Raw genomic sequence first — 18,822 nt, forward strand, 5'->3', positions numbered from 1 at the left:
CCAAAATTGGTCTAGTGGTGCTTCCACTGATTCTTTATTATGTTTAATGCGTGCCAGAACTGTTGAAGTCATCGTATGATGATTTGTTCGCATCATAGTACATAACATCACCATCAATAGAGCTAAAGTTCACTCCATATGGTGTTGTGAATGACGAACTGAATCCTTCCATATCTCTCCACTGATTATTATACGTTCCGTAGAAGCTTGAACCAGGTCTACGAATGTACTGTAAATGAGGCTTAGACGTATCCCCATTTCTGATGGTATCCACTGTGAAATTCACAACAATATAACCATCTTTCAGGAATACTTTAGATTTATCATCTAATTTACCTCCATAGGATGCTAGGTTAGTTCCTCTCGGGACTGCGTACACCGCCGCCGGCAAGCTGTACTCACCATACCACTGCTGTACAGAAGCATTCGCTTTATAGATGTCTACTCCACCAGGTAGATTATTCATTGTGCCAATAAAAGTGCGTAAAGGCGCGGTTAGAATTTGTACATCGTAACCACCAACATAAGTGGCCTTTGAAGTATTCTTTAAATAATCTTGCATGTATTTTTGCTTAGGTGTAGACCAGCCTCTTGAGCTTGCAAACATTTCCCACAACGTACTGGACGTATTAACAATGCTTTGTTGAGGCACATTCCGAAGTCTTGAGTTTAGGGTGACATTACGCTTCTCTACATCGGCTGTCGTGCCAACTTTGATGAACTTCGCCTTATCTGAGTGATAGTAGAGATCCACCAATCTACGGTTTTTCCCGTCTCTCGAGACAAAGTAGAATTCCGGAGTTACGCGTACACCGTCTTTATCATCAAACATGTTCCCTTTTGTTTTAAGATCAAATTTGAAAGTATAACCTGTCTTCACTGTTATATTTTGAAGCCCCTTGATCGGGTTACTCCCCTGGCGAACAGGAAGAACAAAGTTGTTCGCACTTGTTCTATTGGCTCCATCTATTCCTTTTCCACCAACCCAGAAGCTGTTACCTGTTGGTGTACTGCTTCCTTTGGCTTTCCGGAAAAAAGTCTCCCAATTGAAATCAGCAATATCTGTAACATGGAAATCATAGACGCGTCCTACAACATCAATAGGAACTGAGTCCGTTGCTACGTGATTAGCCAGATTAAGGTTTGCTTGAGACTCCGTTGTAAAGTTAGATGGGGCATTCTCAGCGATTGTCCGGAATAACACATCATAGTAGCCCTCATCAACCCAAACTGGTAAGAAGAACGTCTGAGTTTCTTGAGCAACCGGTATTGAGATCCAGGTTCCCTTAGGATAAAACTTAGATTTATCTCCACTGTATACATCGAATGGGAAGTACACCTGTTTATCACGCACGTACTTCGCATAATCCCGATTGCCATAACCCAGAATATTTCGATGCTGGCCATTCGTTGGCATACTCACCGTAAATGGTCGATCTAAAATGGTTGAGTTCCGAGCAGTCGCAGGTATCGTCTTCTGGTTGTGAGCTCGGTCATCAGAAGTCGAAGCGTAGATGACAACCGGTGTGTGTACTGTGACCGTGTTAATTCCATTAATATCAAACTTCTGAGGTGAACCACCATTAATGTTTCCTGGTGTAATCACTTCATAATGGATATCTCCGGTACTCTCCGTATCGGCTTTATTGATCAACGTGTTACTGATCAAATAATCCTTACCGTAGAGCACATTCTGATTAATCATTGTCGATGCAGGAATGGTACCAGGTGTTGGCCCAGTTTCTTCATAATAGCTTCCATCCATAACCCTTGAATTCTCGAACACGAGAGTGTCATTTTTCACTTTGATTTTCCCTGTTTGTGCTTCTGCAGCCGACTTAAATAACCCCGACTCGTCAGGTACTGTCTCCCCTACCTCTTGCGAACCTAAATTAACTGTAGGCAGCGGAGGGTCTACAATATGTTCCCGAAGTTCTGTACTGTTAGTGACAGAAACAAATGGTGGTGTATAGCCATTCGGAGTTAATTTAACAGATCCATTTGGCAAAGCATAGTTAGATAAGTTCGCTTCTTTGATTTTGTACACTTCTAGATTGTCTACTTGCCAGTATGAATAATTACGTTTGACTTCAATTTCCTTAGTTACTGGTTCCGGAGTTCGTTCCTCACGTGCCGGTGTTCCAGGATTATTAGGTCCCGTACCAGGTACAGCAGGAATTTGTTTTACCTTAATATAGAGTTTAGTGACAGTTACTTTGTAGGTACAAGACCCTGTGTAATTTGCAAACTCATTTTTAAATAGATAATTTAAGGCGTTAACTTGACCAAAAAGTGTTTCGGAAGTAGGAATACCTTTAGAAACATCAAATTTTTCTGCTCCTCTATTATCAGCTTTAATCACTGCAGAAGTTCGAGGATTCATTGCAGTTGCCGGTGATTGAATCGTTGTTCCTTTTGACGGAGGTGTACATCCAACGGTAATAGGTTGGCATTCCGGTCGGTTAGGATCAGTTGCACAGCTAGGAACCTCACACTCACCAGTTGATGGATCAATAGTACAGCCACTAACTTTTCGATAAACCCCTACTACATTGGTACCTCCAAGATAGTTTGTGAAATTCCTTGAATTTAATGACGTATCCGTGCCACTGTCTGGATCAGCTTGACCAGTCTGGACAAAATTCTGTTCATTTAATTTCCTCTTTGACTGTATGTACGATTTTACTAGTACATACTCACCACCATTAAATGGTGTCTTTTTATCTAAAATAACTCTCACTGGTTTGCCCAATGGCCAATTTTTATCAGGTAGCTGACCAGGGTTATCAACTTTTTCTGTTAAAATTTCCTCGGCATCGACAGTACGATAAATTTTTGTTACAGGGTAATAGGGGTTAACAACTAATGGAATATCATAATACTGTCTGAATCCCCCTGGATCAGCCCAGCCTTCAGCATTCTTAATACTTTGAAGTGTCTTATGATCTCGGTTCACCTCATTTGCTCCGTGCATTACTCGAAAGATAGCACTTAGCCAGATCTGTCCACTTCCCTCCATAGATCCTAGTCCAGCATCCTCAAGAGCATCGTTTACTTTCTCAGCAGGAATTTTAAAAGCAGTTCTAACTTTTCCACCTGGTAAACTTACTCCAGGCCCATCTTGCTCAATTCTCACTTCTCCGAATGATCCACCACTTTGGGGCGCACAATCAGTACTTGTGCAGCGTGCATTTCGCGTGATTGTGAAACCTACTGTCTTATACTTAATACTACTTGTTGCTTCAGTAGAGACAGTTGTGAATCGTATCATTCCGTCTGGCCCATAGGAAATATTTTCATATGGAATTGAAATCGGATCGTCTGCAGCAGATACCTTGCCCAAGGGTAGCAAACCAACCATCAATTCCATAATAAGAGCGATAGAAACAATCACAAATAAAAATCTCATGTTACTTTTTGTCATGTGGTTTACCTACTTTGCCACGCGAACTATGGACCCAAAGTTGAACAGTGAGGTCAATCCACCAACTTTTAAATCAAAATCATTTGCATTGGTCGTTAGAGGAATATCTGCATAACCCTCGTACCGCGTACCCTTCTTGAATTTAATTGAATGATCACCGATGAATGGATCGAACATTACACTTTCATATTTATTAAAGTTTTTTAGGGTGAATTCAAATTTAATTCGGATGTAGTATTCTCCAAACCTTTTAGACATCATTACCATCGAGGGCTCAGCAACAACATTCCCTGTAATAATGATTTTGTTGCTTTTTACATACTGTACGTACCTTTTCATGTCAGCAAGCATTACTCGACTGGATTGATTTGCATTTGAAAAAGCCTTAGTTGCCCACTTTTCGTCAATTGTTCTGTAGTCAACATTTAGAATTTGACCGTAATAAGCCTCGGTCGTTTTCTTCCATAGATCTAATGTTGGTTTTGAATTGTAAGCAATATCATTCTTTGATAGTTGCATCGAATTTGTATCAATAGTTTGGTATGGCTTCATTTCGTACATTTCATTTGGATATTCTTCAAGGATATACGGATAATTCTTCGCGTTTTTTGGGAGATTGGTTGTACGGATCACATGTCCCCAGAAATCGGTTTTGGCGTTCATTGCTTTTTCTGCATTCGCTAATGCCACTGCGTCTACTTTCAACGTTTCTCCGTTTCTGACCTTGTTAATGCGATCGATGACCGTCAAAGCCTGTGCACGGGTCGTAGTACCATCGGGGTCGAGTTTACCGTTACCAACACCTGAAATCAGACCATTTTTTACGGCTATGTACATGAATTCCTTGTCATTAGCTGCTGTTTTATTAATCGCACGTACAGCCACATGCACCATTTCTAAACGAGTCATTGGTTTAGACCAATCACTTGAAGGGAAATCCGACTCATTATACAGATTGTTGGCCTTAGCAGTACTAACATAAGGACCATACCAAGCACCGCCATTTGTTGTACCAACCTCATAGCCCAATGAGCCTACAGTGAGTTTAATAAACTCTGCACGTGTAACTTTGTTATTCGGGTAGAACAAGCCATCAGGGTAACCACTGACGATCCCCTGTTTAATAGCCGCAAGAATGCTAGATTCTGCCCAGTGTCCTTTGATATCTTTAAAGGTAGCAACAACTGCACTGACAATCTGTGTTGCACCATCCTTCAACTTGTCTGAAGCACCCAGCAGCGTATCTGTGATACTTTCTTTTTCCAAAGCATAAACGTTGCTAACTTGTAAGGTACTTGCTGAAAGTATAGTTAAAGCTGCGGTAGATGCAAGAAGTACTTTCTTCATATTAGTCCTGTCCTCATTTCCTAATGATTAGTATGTTGGTAATCCAATAGTAACTTGTACCAGTATCTGTGTCCAACGACGAGAGATTTATTTATTTGAACAGCTCAACGGATGATAACCTTCTTGAGCGGCTTCTTTCTTTGATGTAAAAGTCTCCTCAGTCACATACGATGATTTGCATGCTGTCCGATCATAATAGTATTTAATTCCGTTTGCTGTTATCCCTACAATAGAAGGTTTTTGAATAATACGCGCCCCACCTAGTGCATAGTTATTGTAGTATTCCGTTCCTACTGGAATACCTTGTACGAAAGATAACACCCCAACATCATCCACTGTGTTATTCCATTCTTCTTGATCAATTGAAGGTAGTGTGAATGTGTACGTTACACCGTAACGTTTCACCAGCGTATTGTGTTTGTTGATTTCATACTGTAGATCTTGCTGAATAAGTGAAACAATTGTGCTACGTCTTACAGTGTCAAAACGTTTGGGGTCTTGAATCAAAGACGAAGTGTTGCCGTTCCACATCTCAGCAACAAATTTTTGGCCACTATCGGAATTGACATCAAACAAGTAGCCCTTCTTCAATTCTTTTGTTGTGGGATCGAACATCGTCACATAATCGTCCAGCGTGAAGGATATAAGGTTTCCTTTCTCATCCTTGTAACTGTAAGGTTTCTTAACTGACCAAACATGTTTTAGTGCTTTCTGACCCGTTGCATCTGCAAACTCTTTTTCAGACAAGATATAGTAACCATCGTAACCAATGACGACTAAGGCCGGTACATATCTATTTAGAGTTCCCTGAGCGTATGGATCGTCTTGCACATCAAAGTTTAAATACATGGTTTGAAAGAAGGCCTCGGCAGCAGCCTCTTTGTTAACACGAACATTTTTTGCAGATTCGTATAATGATTCTGATCCTTGAGAAGCATTGTTTAAAAGCATCAGTGTTGCATCTTGAGTCGCAGCATCGATCGCAGCGTTATACCTTGTTTCTAAGAACAGTGCTTTCTTTTGTGCTTCAATGTTAAAAGTGTTTATGATAATAAAAGGTAGAATGATAATGATTGCTAGCACGGCAAAATTAGTAATCTTCATTGCTTATCATCCCCCCATAAGGGATATTAATTTTTGCGTCTGTCGTGTTACTATTTGTGAAAAAGTCCCTCATGATTTGTGCTGGTGTCCGATTCGTGTTTTTTATTTGAACTGAAAAATAGTCACCTTTGGATAGCTTGTACCAACGACTCGGATCATCCTTGGTCTTCACATTTGTAGGAAAAAGAACCGGCATAATTTGATCATTAAAAAACTCATCATAGTTTAATGTGAACCCACCCAAAAATGCAGGGCTATTGGGGTTTGTCATGTTGTCGTAATTGGGATCATAGGTTTTATGTTTATGGTACATGGTAACCTCATATGTATTACCAGTGGTAGATAGCTCTTCAAAAAAATCATTGTACATAGTCGGTGTGATATATCCTTTGTCTCTCACCGAGTCAACAAAATTTGTAACCGATTTGAATGCTACTAAAAAGGATAAATCATCCTGTTTCTGAGCAGAATTGTCCAGCGGAAAAACATACATCAGAATTACAGCTAGAATTGCAGCCAATATCTTACTAACCGAATTTATCATCATTGTCCACCCATCTTATTGTGCTGTATATTTCACTTTGGTTATTTCACCTGCAGTGTTTCTTTCATAATTAGCAATAAATTTCTTGTCAGAAGGTACTTTCGTTAAGTCGATATCTTCAAACTCTAGTGTTTTAGAAAATAAAATTCCGTTAACCTCCACATCAATATGTGTATCTGGAATCTGGGCTATAGTAAGAGCTACCTCACTGCTGAATATTACAGACTGTTCCGGAATCTTTAAGTCAGTGTATGTGGTTCTATCTTGTTCCTGTTTGTTGATACTCACGAGTTTTAAAACATTTTTGGTCTCATTGCTCAAATTTATGGCTGTAGCTAATCCAATTACGAATAAGATGGACATGGACCCGAGGAACAGCCAACTTCGGATATGGTTGGTCAAGTGCAGCAATCCTCCTTGTTAAAAATAGGGAGTGGCAAGCAAGGGTATTGCCCACCACTCATTATTTTTATTTCTGTACAAATGTAATTCCACGAACCACGTTGTTGCCATCATAAACAATTTTTGACTCGAAATTACCTGAAGGATTTACATAATCGTTAGAAGCTTCATCACTTGCTTTTGCGAGTGTACCTGTTGCAGTCCCCGTTGTAATGGCTCCGTATGTCGGTGAACCAGTGGTGAGGTTTACCATGTTGTTATACCAAGCTCCAGTTGCATTTTTACCAGTGATGACTTGAATACCAAACTGATCTTTATTTGAGTACTTACGCAATGCATTAAGCACCTGGTTCCCAGATACGGTCGTACTGTCATAAACGGTGAAAGTAGCTTGTGACAGTTCTCTTTGAATATCGGAGAAGTTGTTTTGAGCTGTTTTGGTTGCTTCTTGTGCTGAAACAAACAACAGCACTACGATGGTGATTAAGGCAATCGTTAAAAAGATACCCGCTGCGACTTTAAGAGCAGATGAAGCGTTATTCATTTCTAATTCCCCCCATGAATTAAATTATTGTTGTACAAATACCAATCCTCGAACGACTCCACTTTTGTCATATACAAGAGAAGATTTGAACGTACCGCTTGGATTAACATACTCATTGTGAGAATCTGCTGCAGTATTAGCGACAACGCCTGAAGCGGAGCCTGAAATAGAGCCGTAGGTTGTAGATCCGACTGGGTCAGTCACGTTAACTACCTTGTTGTACCAAGTACCTGCAGTGTTTTTACCTGTCTTGATCTGAATTCCAAACTGCTCTCTTGATGCATATTTCCGAGTTGCGTTGAGAACTTGACTGCCTGAAATCGTAGTGCCGTCATATACCGCGTATGATGCTTGAGACAATTCAGTCTGAATCTCCGAGAAATTATTTTGAGCTGTTTTGGTTGCTTCTTGAGCAGAGACGAACAACAATACGACAATAGTGATCAATGCAATCGTTAGAAAGATACCGGCCGCGACTTTTAAAGCTGATGAAGCATTATTCATGAATCATTCACTCCCGTTTATAAGTTTGTAATTTTGTCATAGTAACTGGTCATCTGAGTAAAACTCATGTATACCAACGGTAAGACCAGGTACAAAAATACCAAAGCGTAGAGTGGTGCAAAGCCAATGTTACGCCCCCACTCTTTTTTTGAATCAATCACTTTTTCGTAATCCTGTTTTCGTTGTTCAAAGTTAAACGCCCGATCCGTTTCCAAATCCTCAAATGCCTCATTCACAGGAATCTGCATAACGGATACTTCCAGTCGTTCCACCGTGCGAACAAATGAAGTGAAAGGTGCGTCTTCTTTTAATTGTTCTAATGCCTCTACGTGACCAGCATCATAGTGCAACAAACACTTTTGAAGGGGTTCTTTGAATATAGTAGAAAACCGCTCCATCCACTCTAATATAGTCTCTACGGAAATTCGTTCAATCTCAGAGAGCATAGAAATAATCGAGTGCAATTGTTCTACTTCATTCTGCATGTCCATCCTTCTCAATCTACTCTGGAAGGCCAACACAATAACCGGTATGTGGTAAGAGAAAATACCGACAAGCAACGCAATGAGAAACTCCCACCATTTCAAGTATTCATTTTCAAAAAGCAGATGCTTATTCAAGATTCTGACTAACGTTGAATCTATATACTTTTCATCTGCATCGGGTACTTCTTTTTGAATTGCTAACCGGATACGATCGCTTAAATTATCTTTCACCCCCTTCATCTGCAGAATAATTCTTCGATCAAGATCCGTTGCCTGGATCGCTTTTTCTTTCTCAAATTCATTCAACTCCCCGAAGATAACATCCGTCTTCGTAGGTGCGTATAACGTGTTATGCGCAGAGAATGAATGCATGTATATGAATGATGAGAGAAGAACAATGAACATAACAACCGAAAGAACAATCCTATGAATATAAAACCATTCAAGTGGTAAAGGTGAATTTGACTCTTTAAGAAGTTTGATAAGCTTAGGTTTTTTATTCTCAGGTGGCATCAATCTATCAACGATGAAACGAATAGGTGCAAACTCATACAACCGTTTCTCCCACTTAAACCTCTTTAACTTGGCTACATATTTGCCCTCGTTCGTCTCTTGCAGTTTTTTAACAAGGATGTAACCCAGTAAGATAACAAGAAAGATGACGAGCTTCATTATGAATCCCAATTTTGATGTGTAGAACTCTGTCATGGTTGGGAAACTGCTTTTCGCCCAATCCTCAATAGGTTTAACAAACAATACCGGTGCAACGGCAATGACCGTTAAAAAACTTAGATGGTAATTGAGCTGTTGTCTTCGGATTATTTCTAAATTGATCTCTTTTTTTAACTTATCCAACGCTGATAGAAAGCGCGATGAACCATCTTTCAATTTTTTATCCCCGAACTCTTTAGTCAGGAATGTTAGTCCAGCGAAAATTTTTAAGAATCGATTGGGTGCCACTTCGTAGTATTCTTCAAGGGCCTTAACCGGTTCGGGTGATCCAAGAATTCCATAAATCCGATTAGCATGTAGAGCAACTTCATTTGAATTCGCTTCAGCTGCATCATATATCGCTTCATCCACCATAGAATGGCGGTGAAAGTGATATCGCACGTCAGAGGTCAAATCAGACATTTGTTGCATCAGACGATCTTCCACTCGATTAATGAATCTGTGCATGAGGTGACCGTGTATAACCAGTGCGCCTAAAAGGATCAGAAACGAAGTTAGGAGATCCTGATTCATAAAGATGAGAAACAGCAATGTAAACATGACCAAAATTAGCGATGTGTAAACAATTTTCATGATTTGTTTCCGCAGCGTCATTTCGTCATAAGCATGAACATTCGTAATTTTTCTGCGTACACTTTTCACATAACGATTAACAAAAGGAAGATGCGCTATTCTTCGGTATGTTCCTAAATAAAGCCGATCAAAGAAAACATCAATTTTTTTCTTTAATCCTGTCTTCTTCGGATTAATCAGATCACGGAATAGATTCTCTTCTTGCAACTCTGCACTAGACTCTATTTTTCTTCCTATGAATTTTTGAATCATAATGAGGATCAAAGGTATGATCAGACAAGCTGCAGCCACATAAATTAATATAGTGATCATCTAATCACCCCCAATTTTCCTTCAAGAAAGCAGAAAATTTCTCAGCATCCGATGGAGTCATTCTATCTTTCATTTCAGAGATGCTCTTCTCCGATAGCGCAGAACCGACTACGTATTCCCCATCTTTATACTCGATAACATTACTCCCCAGCTCTTTAGCATCAAGATCTGTGCCTGTTTCGGTAATACGCTCAATGTAACGGTGCCCATCAAAATCTTTTCTTAGGTGAATATCGAAATTTATGACTTGCATGACTTGCTCCTGAGCGATTCGTTCATTATTAAAGATATTTTGTTTCAACAATGAGTTACGTAGGGAAAATACGAGATCATTAAATGTCTTTCCATGGTGTGTGAAAAGTGTGAACAAGCTCGCTACCTGCCCCATCTGAATCATCCAAGCAGCTACAGGATCGGAAGCAACCTCACCCAAGATATTTACTGCACCATCTGTTTTCTTTTGAAGGTCCAGACCTTCTTGGCCCGAAACAGTGTCTGTTTCTCTAAAACTCAAAATGTTCCGTTGAGAGTAAATCTTACGTAATCTGAGCTCGAAAGCCATTTCTTGAACACGTAAGGAATGCCAACCGTAAATGTGTTTGATCATAGCCATAAGCATCGTAGTTTTACCAGATCCCTGAGGACCTGTTATTGCAGTAATTCGTTCTCCTTTGGTAAGAAACATCAGAAGATTAATGGGTAGCTGTGCATTTTTGTCCGTGATAATGGTCTCCAACGTGGAGATATTGGAATCGAATTTACGAACGAAGAAAGCCCACGTCTCAGCTAGTTTTGGTCTTACAACAACAACACGACTTCCATCTTTCATATCGTTCACTTTATAACCGTTACTTTCAGAAAGTTGACCAGGATTATTATGCTTATAAATGGTCTGACCAACCCGTCTGAGTTCATGTTCTGATCCAAAGGATAGAAAGGCCAAGTTGATGAGCTTACCTCCGAAGAAGATCCAGACACTATCACTAGCCTTCGGTTCAGTTGAAGGTTTTAGTTGCTGAGAGTAAGAATCATAATCACCTACCACATGCATAAATGATTCAGGTATACCGGATACACCTCCAGATACACCGTCAATCCGCATGTCTCTTATCTCATCAATCACGCCGAAGCCCTTCATGTTTTGGTAGACTCGTTGTACGATGATCTGAAGTTTCTCATCAAAAGTCAGATTTTTGTATTCATAATTGAAGATATCAGAGATTTCTTGCTCATTAATGATGTAAGACTCCGTTTCTCCATTCTCAATTTCTGATTTCAATTCATCTAAGTTATGGTCCAGAATTAATCGTGTTAACGCATCAAATCCATATTTTTTCTTGTACTTGAATAAGAGAATCTCGAACTTATCTTGAATGGATAGTTTTTTTCTATTGTCGAAGGGAATGACTAAGTTAATATTCGTTTCATTGAGATCATAGGTTTTATTCAAAGCGTCATAGATGAACGTTTTCACATAGGTCTTGTCATTCAGATCACCGTTACTACAACCCTTTAAGGCACTTTTCAGTTCCAACCGTTTACTCTTCAAACGTGAGTACTCTTCATCGGTTAACCTCATATCATTGAGGTCAACATTCGTGAATTTATTAAAGGTTTCCAGTATGTACTCCCTAATTTTGATCAATGAATACTTAGCAATTTTCGGATCAACTTTATGGGTAACACCCTTCTTTTCGGTGAATTTATGATAAAGGAAGTACGCACCCAAAAGAGTAATTATCACAATCACGAATATGTTGACTGCTTGTGGTGATGGCATTATTCTTCTCCCTCCTCCTGCTGATCACCCTTAAGGCCAAGTGTCGCAATAATTGCATTCCCTAATGCTGCGGAGCTATTGAAAAACTCCCATGTCTCATGCTTCTTATTGACGTTACGGTTGCGCAAAAAGAAATCTAGAACATTTCTGTCATTGATGGCATCCATGTATGGACTGCAATGTGGTACGGTGTGAATTTTCTGTTTCACACCGTATTTCCGAGCAATATTTTTCGCTGAATACTTGGAATCAGCATGATAGTTACCAAGGACGATAATGAATTTTTTATCATTAAGGACTTCGTGATATTCTGTCTTATTGAAGAAGTTGTCCAATAGCGATACGTTCTGATTCAAACAGACAACGACCAGATCACTCGAATTCAGAACCACATTTGACAACTGATTTCCGCTGCCACTATTTACATCGACAAAGGTCATATCATATGCTTTGTCAGCCTCATTAAGAATTGTAGGCATCGCATTTGAAATTTGCTGATGTGAATGTTCATCAGGTTTGCTTGTCCCGTGTAGTAAATCCAGTTTCCCTTGTATTAAAGGAGCAGTGTTTGAACGAATGGACTCTGCATTCAGACGGTGGCTCTTTGCTAATCTTTCTAAAGAATCAATCCCAAAATCTGAAAATGTGAGTTGTAGATCCTTACTAGACTCCAGCTTCTTGAAGGCAACTTCCAGTGTTGAGCGAGTCCAGTGAGTATGACTGACCAGCGTGCTCAACTGATGTTTCATCGCGATTCCTGTCGATACGGCAATCAGGTTTGAAGTTGTTGCTACTTGACCATGACGTGGTCCCCAGAATGCAATTGTTGTCATAATTATCCTCTCCGTGCTTTGCTGAAAGCACTTGCCACTTCTTTGGAGCTGGTTGGTTCAATGTCACCAATCAATGATTCCAATGTTTTCCGGTATCCTCTTGAATACTTTTTCAAATTAACCTTTTCGCTGTGACTATTTTCTACAGCACGTAAATAATCCAGCTCGTTAAATTCAAAAGTGTAAAAATCGTCAGAACGAAGAATGTAATCATTATTCAGGAAGTCATACACGTAATCCTCATCCATGTGCGTTGAAACATAAGGGTGAATAATTAGCTTCATTAAATAGGTTGCTTTTTCTTGTGCAGCAATAATTTCATCAACTAAGGTTTTGGTCTTAGAGAGATCGCTACGATCAAAACTGGTTATGATGTATATATGATCGAATTCCTTCAATGAAGCACCTTTTAAAAAGGTGCTGCTATCCGTTTCAATCTGAACGTAATCGTACCCATCTGTTTTAGCTTCTTTTAATGTCCGGTGATTCAAAGCACAATCAAATCCAGAGAATTCGATTTTGTTAAGCTTCCCCCCAATATCCGGAACAACGTGGTTCAGATATGAGGAGGTGCTCCCATCAATGTGCAACGACTTTAGACCGGTATTGGATACTACATTAATTAAGTTCAAGAGTACTTTTGATTTATCAGAGGAACCAATAAACAGAACTTTTTTCAATGGAATCTTCCTTCCTTATGGATTCACAGAATCCGTATTTTGTTGGAATATATCGTCTTGTTTATCTGTTGGAATCGTGTTATCGGTTGCTGGTTGTACAATGTCTGCCTTATTCTCAGTAACCGGTGTCGCATCAGGTGTACTTTTCGCGTTATTAGACGAATTACTTTCTGAAATATTAGTTCCGTTCATGGTTCCATATCCCCCATCTTCTGCTGAGACTTGGGCATTGTTATTATTCACTTCATAACTAAGATCCCCGGTGGTGTATTTCATTTTATCCACTTCATCCACCTTCTTGAGATCCCTTTCAAGTTGCTCACGCATCTGTCTATTCAATCCCATTTTGGCCACTGCCAGAATATTAGGATCATTTTGCATGAGTTGCATTACTTCAGAATTCACAGGATAGGTCGTTTGTGCCTTGTCTTGGAACTCAGGATCAACATAACTTAAAGCGTAGATCTTTCCGCCATTTATGAATGCATCCACAATCGCACTGGAAATGGTCAGAATTTCACTTTCATTCATTTCGTACCACACAGTCCCTGAAGCGCCAGCCAACTTTTTCACCTTTTTCTTACTAAGTACAATGTAATCTTGTCCAGTAGGGAAATTAATCCGGACATCCACGAATTGATCTTGAGTCAAATCAGACGGCAATTTCATGACATTAAACTCTTGGTACCTCAAATCATTAGGAGTAACCCCTTCACTGTATAAAATACTCGGGATAATAGTTGTATTTTTCGCAGCAGGAATCTTGATAATTTTGCTTACAATCTGTTTGATATCGGTAATGCTATCCTCTGGGGCATCTTCCATGCTGATCTCTTTTTGTAGCAGGTCATCTTTGCGGATTTTATCTCCTGCCTTCAAGTTCCGCTTCAATTGATAGATCATCACTTTCTTTGCTTGCTCTGCTCTCATTTCAGCTTCCATCTTATCAACCTGAGCTTGATAGGTTTTTCGAAGTTCGATCTGTTCTTTCTTATGTTGAATACTGTTAAAAGCGATAATGCCTGTGCTAGCTGCTCCAGTAACCACCACTCCAACTAGACCCGCTAAAAGTAAATGTTTTGTTCTTTGTCTTATTTTAGACATTTGATAATTTCCCCTCTCGTTATGAGTAGATCATTTTAATTAGCAAAACAATGGTAACTATGATGCAAATACCCAAGGCTATTAAGGTTCTCTTATGTTTGCTCTTCAAAGCCAGGTTTTGGTCAGATGTTGCCTCAATAACTTCTTCAAAGATGAGATCCAATTCCTTACGCGATTTAAAAGGATCGATGTGTTGAGGTATAACGTGTACTTTCTCTAATGAGAGATCATTAGTCACGTCATTCTTTGTCTGATTATCAGTTAAAGGGAGAAATACGTTCCATTTGAAGCTGTTGTCGACATGTTCATTCTCCAGGAAAAAGTCTTTAAGATGTCTCAGTTTGTATTCAATGCCACTTCCAACTACGATTTGAATGTCTGCACGTAGAAATTCTTCAAAATAGGATGTGTCTCTGTAATTCCCTAAATCTAAGACAACAAAGTTATAATCTTGTGAAAGTAAAGATACAATGTCTTCTTGCATGTGGGTTGATTTAAAATAATCAACTCCATCAATTTGAAAACTGCTTGTTTGTAAAGAATAATTTCCGTCTTTGATACCTTCATAGGTCAGTTCTATGTAATCAAAGTCCTCGCTTCGATTGCATTCAACTAAGGCTACCCTATTTCCCTTTCTAGATAAGAAACCACTCAGTGAAATAGCTGAATGTGTAGTTCCAATTCCGGAGATTACACCAACTACCCCAATTACTACGGTCCCAATAATCTTATTCTTAATAACTATTCTTTCTTTTGCCGCTGGAAAGGCGATTTCAAAATTCTCAATATCATCATCAATGACTAAATTACGCTTAGAAGGTACCGTCTTATTAGCTGTATTGTTCTCTAATTGTATCGTTGATTCAGATGTTGTCTTCTGGGTTTCGGTTCCATTAACCGTTTGTTCTACCCTTTTTATTAATACTTCATTTGCCCCTCTATTAATTTTCCTCCAGCGAATCGACTCATTAACCTCTCTATAATGAGATACCTCTTGAAAGTTTTTAGGGGTAACTAAGCTATTGATGAGTTCTTGAACATTGATAGATGACTGTTGTAAGAAAATATTGTAGATTCCACAACTGATTAACTCAAAAAGAAATGGATGGCCGGCAGATTCGTTAGACAGAATTGTTATAGCGATGGAGCTGTATTCGTTTCGAACAGTCAATAGCGTGTCAGACAAAACATCTAAACGCTTATCACTCCCTCTCTGGGCTAAATCAGAGGTCATAATAATTCCATCGAGTGGTAAATCTTTGTTGTTTTCGAGGGCTTCGAACAAATGATCAGACAACATCACCGTCTCTACTACTTTATGGCCAAGCTTCTCCACATTCAGTTTTAAACTATTCGCGAATTCAGGATTCTGAGAGGCGATCAGAATATGTAGAGTTTTATCGTTGTTGTTCTGCATCGTTGTATATCACCCCTATCGACACCTCAGAATTACTTTCATCTGCCCAAATTTCTTCTCCAAAGATATTTTGAATAGTCTCTTTTACAATTGAATCGGGTTCTTCCTTATCTGTTTCGTATCTACTTACCGTACCCTGATAAACCTTTGGCCCATTTTCTCTAATTTTCTCGGCTAATTCTTCTTGGGTCCAATGCCTTCTCGTTCTCAAAACCTTTAGCTTTTCAGAAGGTTTTACGATGATCATCGTTACCAAACACCCCTTAATGTTCATATAAAAACAAAAAAACACGCCAACCAACCCAAATAGGGTTTAGTCAGCGTGCTTCGCTTTATGACAGTTAGATATTATATTTATACAAAATTGCTACAGACATAATCCTAGTATAATCTAAACAGACTGTCAATCCGTATTTTCAATCATTGAATTCTTCATCTCATGCATTCGCGCTTCTTTATTATCATCTATATACTTTTGAACAAACTCCATCTTCTTGGCCACGTCTTCTTTCTTAATGAAGATACCCGTTCTTACAGGATTCTTATTCCAGAGCTCTTCTGCTTCACTTTTCAAGATTAACTTCAAACGATTTTCTGTTGTCCAAAGGTTTAGCTGCGCTTCATGTATCATTTTTTCCTGTTCCTTAGCCCTTTTCTCTTCTTCAAGAGCTATCTCACTTGGATCTGGCAGAGCCAGTTGTTTCGCTTTCTCCCTCCGCTCCAGCTCTTCGATCATTTCTTGATGTAGTTCACGTTTTAATAAGGCTACTTGTTCCTCAATCTGCTGAAGCATAGTGCTCTGTAATTCAATAAGACTTAAATCACTAGGCGATCCATCTTCCTGGTCATCATAATACAAGTTTTCGAATTTTTCCCTCAGACTTGGAACAATGCTACTCATAGAGATCTTTTGACCGAATTTTTGGCGATAGTTATAAATAAACTCTGCTATATCTAACTCTAATGGGCTCAAAACACGTTCTCGTTTGTTATTTGCTGTCCTTGGTAGTGAATGAACTTTTAAATTTTCCAATTCATTAAACCAGTTTCGCAGTGTTGGCATTTGAACATGTACATTTCTTTCCTTTAGCTTCTCAGCTGCCTTGCCTATAGTCAGATAGTCTTCAAATTGAATCATAACGCTCCTCCTTGTGCCAATATCATTGTATACAATTCTACCATCTTATTTTGATAATATAAATGAAAGTATTTGTAGTTAAAATTGTTTTTCATCCTATATGTTTATAGACGAACAGTACCTAAATGAGCTCCAACACATCGTAAATATATTATATAAATCTCATTTACCGTAACAATATTCTATTTGTATGATGAATCTCGTTTTATAATGTTAATATATTCATCATATATGTATGATAACTATACTATAAACAAGTTATTGTATTATAAATTCATAATATATTCACCGTACAGAATGAATTATATATAGATCCCACGCTCGTATACTTATGATAAATACATTATATATTATATTTTTATTCTATATTTATGACCCAAGGTTTACAGCGTCGTTGTCATTCAAATAGGATACAAACTACATTTATCATACAAATACTTTCAAAAGTCCTTCCTTCATTTCTATTTGTATGATATAATTGCACTAAGTTAAGTTAAGTTAACTTAACTTAACTTAACTTAATTTAACTTAACTTAACTTATACTCAATATGGAGGTTATCAAATGCTATCTACTGAAACTGTACTCAACATGCTCACTGGAGCTGATGGAAGCAACTCAGCTGGAAAATTTTCCCTTTTAAATCGCTCAGGCAACATTGAAAGTTTTACTATTCCTACAATTATGGCACCTGCAGATGAAAAAGGAGATCCTCTGAAGAAAAATACGAATGTCGATTCAACAGACCGTCTTCATGTGCGGATCATTTCTAACTCTCTGCATAGTAAATACTTTTTCGTCGGAGATGTCGCTCGTGGGAAAGACGGTTTAGTAGAACCGCAAACGGATGAAAAAACTCAAATCATAGAAAACAAATCTACAAGCGACCTTCATTTTGTCAATATTCTCACTGGTTTAGCTATAGCAGCAATTAAGAGATTCACTGACGAAATAGGTGAAGCTAAAACACTTAACGTCAATGTCCCTTACTACGGAGGGCTTCCCATTAAAGAGTTCAAAGAAATGGGTGGAGAAGGTTTCTTAAATCGAATTTTAGGTCGTCACACGATTGAGTTCCTTGATGGTCTTCACCAAGGAATCACCGTAATTTTGATTATAGACACTGGTGAGATATACATCGAAGGTGCTACTACGCAAATGTCTCTCACAAATAACATTGTCGAAGGTAAGATAGTTGATATTGATGGTGTTGCTGATAAGTTAGATGACGGAGACTATGTGGTTGGAGATCTTGGTGCTGGTTCGTCAGATATTGCTTTGTTCGAGCATGACGGGTTAAATGGTACTAGCAGTACGAATTACTCATTTGGTACAAATCTATTTATCGATCGGATGATTACAGAAATTGCTGCGCTCCCTGACTTTGATGATATTCGAACAATCTTGGAAGAGTCCGGAGAAAACAATAAATCCCCATACACCAATAGGGATGAATTTATGAAGAGAGTTATCAAACCCGTAATCGAACAAATGATCACGACCGAATTAAAGGAGGCCAAGGAAAAAGGGGCCAAGGTTAAGGAGACCAAAGATAAAGACAATGGACCAAAGTTCACTGCATCTTGGGGTATGAGACGAAATGTTGATGTGACTGACATAGTTTTAAAACACATGAAAGACTATTACGATGGTGCTTTAAAACTTCTTCAAAATTTCTCCATTACGAAGGCCCAAAATGCTAATAATTTCTTCTTAGTAGGTGGCGGATTACTGTTCGCATATCCGTATTTTAAAGATATTGATTACTTCCAGCTGCCACCCAAAGAGATGATTCTAGAATCTCCTTTCTTCACAAGTAGAGCATACTTAATTGCTGCTAAACTTGAAGAAGAGTTGAAGACGGTAAGCAACTAATAATATTTGAATATTTAAATAATCA

At 38.7% G+C, this 18,822-nt stretch carries 16 protein-coding genes; 1 reads left to right on the forward strand and 15 read right to left on the reverse strand.

Annotated elements, in window-relative coordinates:
* Positions 1-43: 43 nt before the first annotated feature.
* The 15 genes from OM416_RS20150 to OM416_RS20220 all read right to left on the reverse strand — a co-directional run bounded on the left by OM416_RS20150 (position 44) and on the right by OM416_RS20220 (position 16,923).
* A complete protein-coding gene (locus tag OM416_RS20150; RefSeq protein WP_264932535.1) occupies positions 44-3,424 on the reverse strand; it encodes a DUF5704 domain-containing protein in 3,381 nt (1,126 codons plus the stop codon).
* Between the two features lie 9 nt (positions 3,425-3,433).
* Positions 3,434-4,771 (reverse strand): S-layer homology domain-containing protein, encoded by a 1,338-nt coding sequence (locus OM416_RS20155; RefSeq protein ID WP_264932536.1) that lies wholly within the window; start codon positions 4,769-4,771, stop codon positions 3,434-3,436.
* Between the two features lie 87 nt (positions 4,772-4,858).
* The gene (locus tag OM416_RS20160) at positions 4,859-5,875 is read right to left on the reverse strand and encodes a hypothetical protein (RefSeq protein ID WP_264932537.1); all 1,017 of its coding nucleotides are present in this window, start codon (positions 5,873-5,875) and stop codon (positions 4,859-4,861) included.
* Positions 5,862-6,422, reverse strand: coding sequence for a hypothetical protein (locus OM416_RS20165; RefSeq protein WP_264932538.1), 561 nt, complete (start codon positions 6,420-6,422; stop codon positions 5,862-5,864). The genes OM416_RS20160 and OM416_RS20165 overlap by 14 nt, the downstream gene beginning before the upstream one ends.
* Positions 6,423-6,434: 12 nt before the next feature.
* Entirely contained in the window at positions 6,435-6,821 is a 387-nt protein-coding gene (locus tag OM416_RS20170) for a hypothetical protein (RefSeq protein WP_264932539.1), read from the reverse strand.
* A 67-nt stretch (positions 6,822-6,888) separates the two neighbouring features.
* Positions 6,889-7,365, reverse strand: a complete 477-nt coding sequence (locus OM416_RS20175) for an ABC transporter permease (protein ID WP_264932540.1) — start codon at positions 7,363-7,365, stop codon at positions 6,889-6,891.
* A 24-nt stretch (positions 7,366-7,389) separates the two neighbouring features.
* The gene (locus OM416_RS20180; protein WP_264932541.1) at positions 7,390-7,869 is read right to left on the reverse strand and encodes an ABC transporter permease; all 480 of its coding nucleotides are present in this window, start codon (positions 7,867-7,869) and stop codon (positions 7,390-7,392) included.
* A 17-nt stretch (positions 7,870-7,886) separates the two neighbouring features.
* On the reverse strand, positions 7,887-9,971 hold the full coding sequence (locus tag OM416_RS20185) for a hypothetical protein (protein ID WP_264932542.1): 2,085 nt from the start codon (positions 9,969-9,971) through the stop codon (positions 7,887-7,889).
* A gap of 4 nt (positions 9,972-9,975) precedes the next feature.
* Positions 9,976-11,751 carry a pilus assembly protein CpaF gene (locus OM416_RS20190; RefSeq protein ID WP_264932543.1) on the reverse strand — a complete coding sequence of 592 codons (1,776 nt, stop codon included), beginning with the start codon at positions 11,749-11,751 and terminating at the stop codon, positions 9,976-9,978.
* Positions 11,751-12,584 carry a chromosome partitioning protein ParA gene (locus OM416_RS20195; protein WP_264932544.1) on the reverse strand — a complete coding sequence of 278 codons (834 nt, stop codon included), beginning with the start codon at positions 12,582-12,584 and terminating at the stop codon, positions 11,751-11,753. The genes OM416_RS20190 and OM416_RS20195 overlap by 1 nt, the downstream gene beginning before the upstream one ends.
* A 2-nt stretch (positions 12,585-12,586) precedes the next feature.
* Complete coding sequence (locus OM416_RS20200) at positions 12,587-13,264, reverse strand: hypothetical protein (RefSeq protein ID WP_264932546.1); 678 nt, start codon at positions 13,262-13,264, stop codon at positions 12,587-12,589.
* A 15-nt stretch (positions 13,265-13,279) separates the two neighbouring features.
* Positions 13,280-14,368 carry an SAF domain-containing protein gene (locus OM416_RS20205; RefSeq protein ID WP_264932547.1) on the reverse strand — a complete coding sequence of 363 codons (1,089 nt, stop codon included), beginning with the start codon at positions 14,366-14,368 and terminating at the stop codon, positions 13,280-13,282.
* Between the two features lie 19 nt (positions 14,369-14,387).
* Positions 14,388-15,785, reverse strand: a complete 1,398-nt coding sequence (locus OM416_RS20210) for a hypothetical protein (protein ID WP_264932548.1) — start codon at positions 15,783-15,785, stop codon at positions 14,388-14,390.
* Complete coding sequence (locus OM416_RS20215) at positions 15,766-16,032, reverse strand: helix-turn-helix transcriptional regulator (RefSeq protein ID WP_264932549.1); 267 nt, start codon at positions 16,030-16,032, stop codon at positions 15,766-15,768. The genes OM416_RS20210 and OM416_RS20215 overlap by 20 nt, the downstream gene beginning before the upstream one ends.
* A 156-nt stretch (positions 16,033-16,188) precedes the next feature.
* Positions 16,189-16,923 carry a hypothetical protein gene (locus tag OM416_RS20220; protein WP_264932550.1) on the reverse strand — a complete coding sequence of 245 codons (735 nt, stop codon included), beginning with the start codon at positions 16,921-16,923 and terminating at the stop codon, positions 16,189-16,191.
* A 563-nt stretch (positions 16,924-17,486) separates the two neighbouring features.
* Between OM416_RS20220 and OM416_RS20225 the strand changes: the two genes are divergently transcribed.
* Entirely contained in the window at positions 17,487-18,797 is a 1,311-nt protein-coding gene (locus tag OM416_RS20225) for a hypothetical protein (RefSeq protein ID WP_264932551.1), read from the forward strand.
* The last annotated feature ends 25 nt before the right edge of the window (positions 18,798-18,822 follow it).

This window comes from Paenibacillus sp. LS1, from assembly GCF_026013365.1.
In the GTDB taxonomy this organism is placed as follows: domain Bacteria; phylum Bacillota; class Bacilli; order Paenibacillales; family Paenibacillaceae; genus Paenibacillus.

Coding starts and splice junctions, on each gene's coding strand:
- OM416_RS20150 (WP_264932535.1), bottom strand. CDS start 3,424: ATGACAAAAAGTAACATGAGATTTTTATTTGTGATTGTTTCTATCGCT.
- OM416_RS20155 (WP_264932536.1), bottom strand. CDS start 4,771: ATGAAGAAAGTACTTCTTGCATCTACCGCAGCTTTAACTATACTTTCA.
- OM416_RS20160 (WP_264932537.1), bottom strand. CDS start 5,875: ATGAAGATTACTAATTTTGCCGTGCTAGCAATCATTATCATTCTACCT.
- OM416_RS20165 (WP_264932538.1), bottom strand. CDS start 6,422: ATGATGATAAATTCGGTTAGTAAGATATTGGCTGCAATTCTAGCTGTA.
- OM416_RS20175 (WP_264932540.1), bottom strand. CDS start 7,365: ATGAATAACGCTTCATCTGCTCTTAAAGTCGCAGCGGGTATCTTTTTA.
- OM416_RS20180 (WP_264932541.1), bottom strand. CDS start 7,869: ATGAATAATGCTTCATCAGCTTTAAAAGTCGCGGCCGGTATCTTTCTA.
- OM416_RS20185 (WP_264932542.1), bottom strand. CDS start 9,971: ATGATCACTATATTAATTTATGTGGCTGCAGCTTGTCTGATCATACCT.
- OM416_RS20190 (WP_264932543.1), bottom strand. CDS start 11,751: ATGCCATCACCACAAGCAGTCAACATATTCGTGATTGTGATAATTACT.
- OM416_RS20195 (WP_264932544.1), bottom strand. CDS start 12,584: ATGACAACAATTGCATTCTGGGGACCACGTCATGGTCAAGTAGCAACA.
- OM416_RS20205 (WP_264932547.1), bottom strand. CDS start 14,368: ATGTCTAAAATAAGACAAAGAACAAAACATTTACTTTTAGCGGGTCTA.
- OM416_RS20210 (WP_264932548.1), bottom strand. CDS start 15,785: ATGCAGAACAACAACGATAAAACTCTACATATTCTGATCGCCTCTCAG.
- OM416_RS20215 (WP_264932549.1), bottom strand. CDS start 16,032: ATGATCATCGTAAAACCTTCTGAAAAGCTAAAGGTTTTGAGAACGAGA.
- OM416_RS20220 (WP_264932550.1), bottom strand. CDS start 16,923: ATGATTCAATTTGAAGACTATCTGACTATAGGCAAGGCAGCTGAGAAG.
- OM416_RS20225 (WP_264932551.1), top strand. CDS start 17,487: ATGCTATCTACTGAAACTGTACTCAACATGCTCACTGGAGCTGATGGA.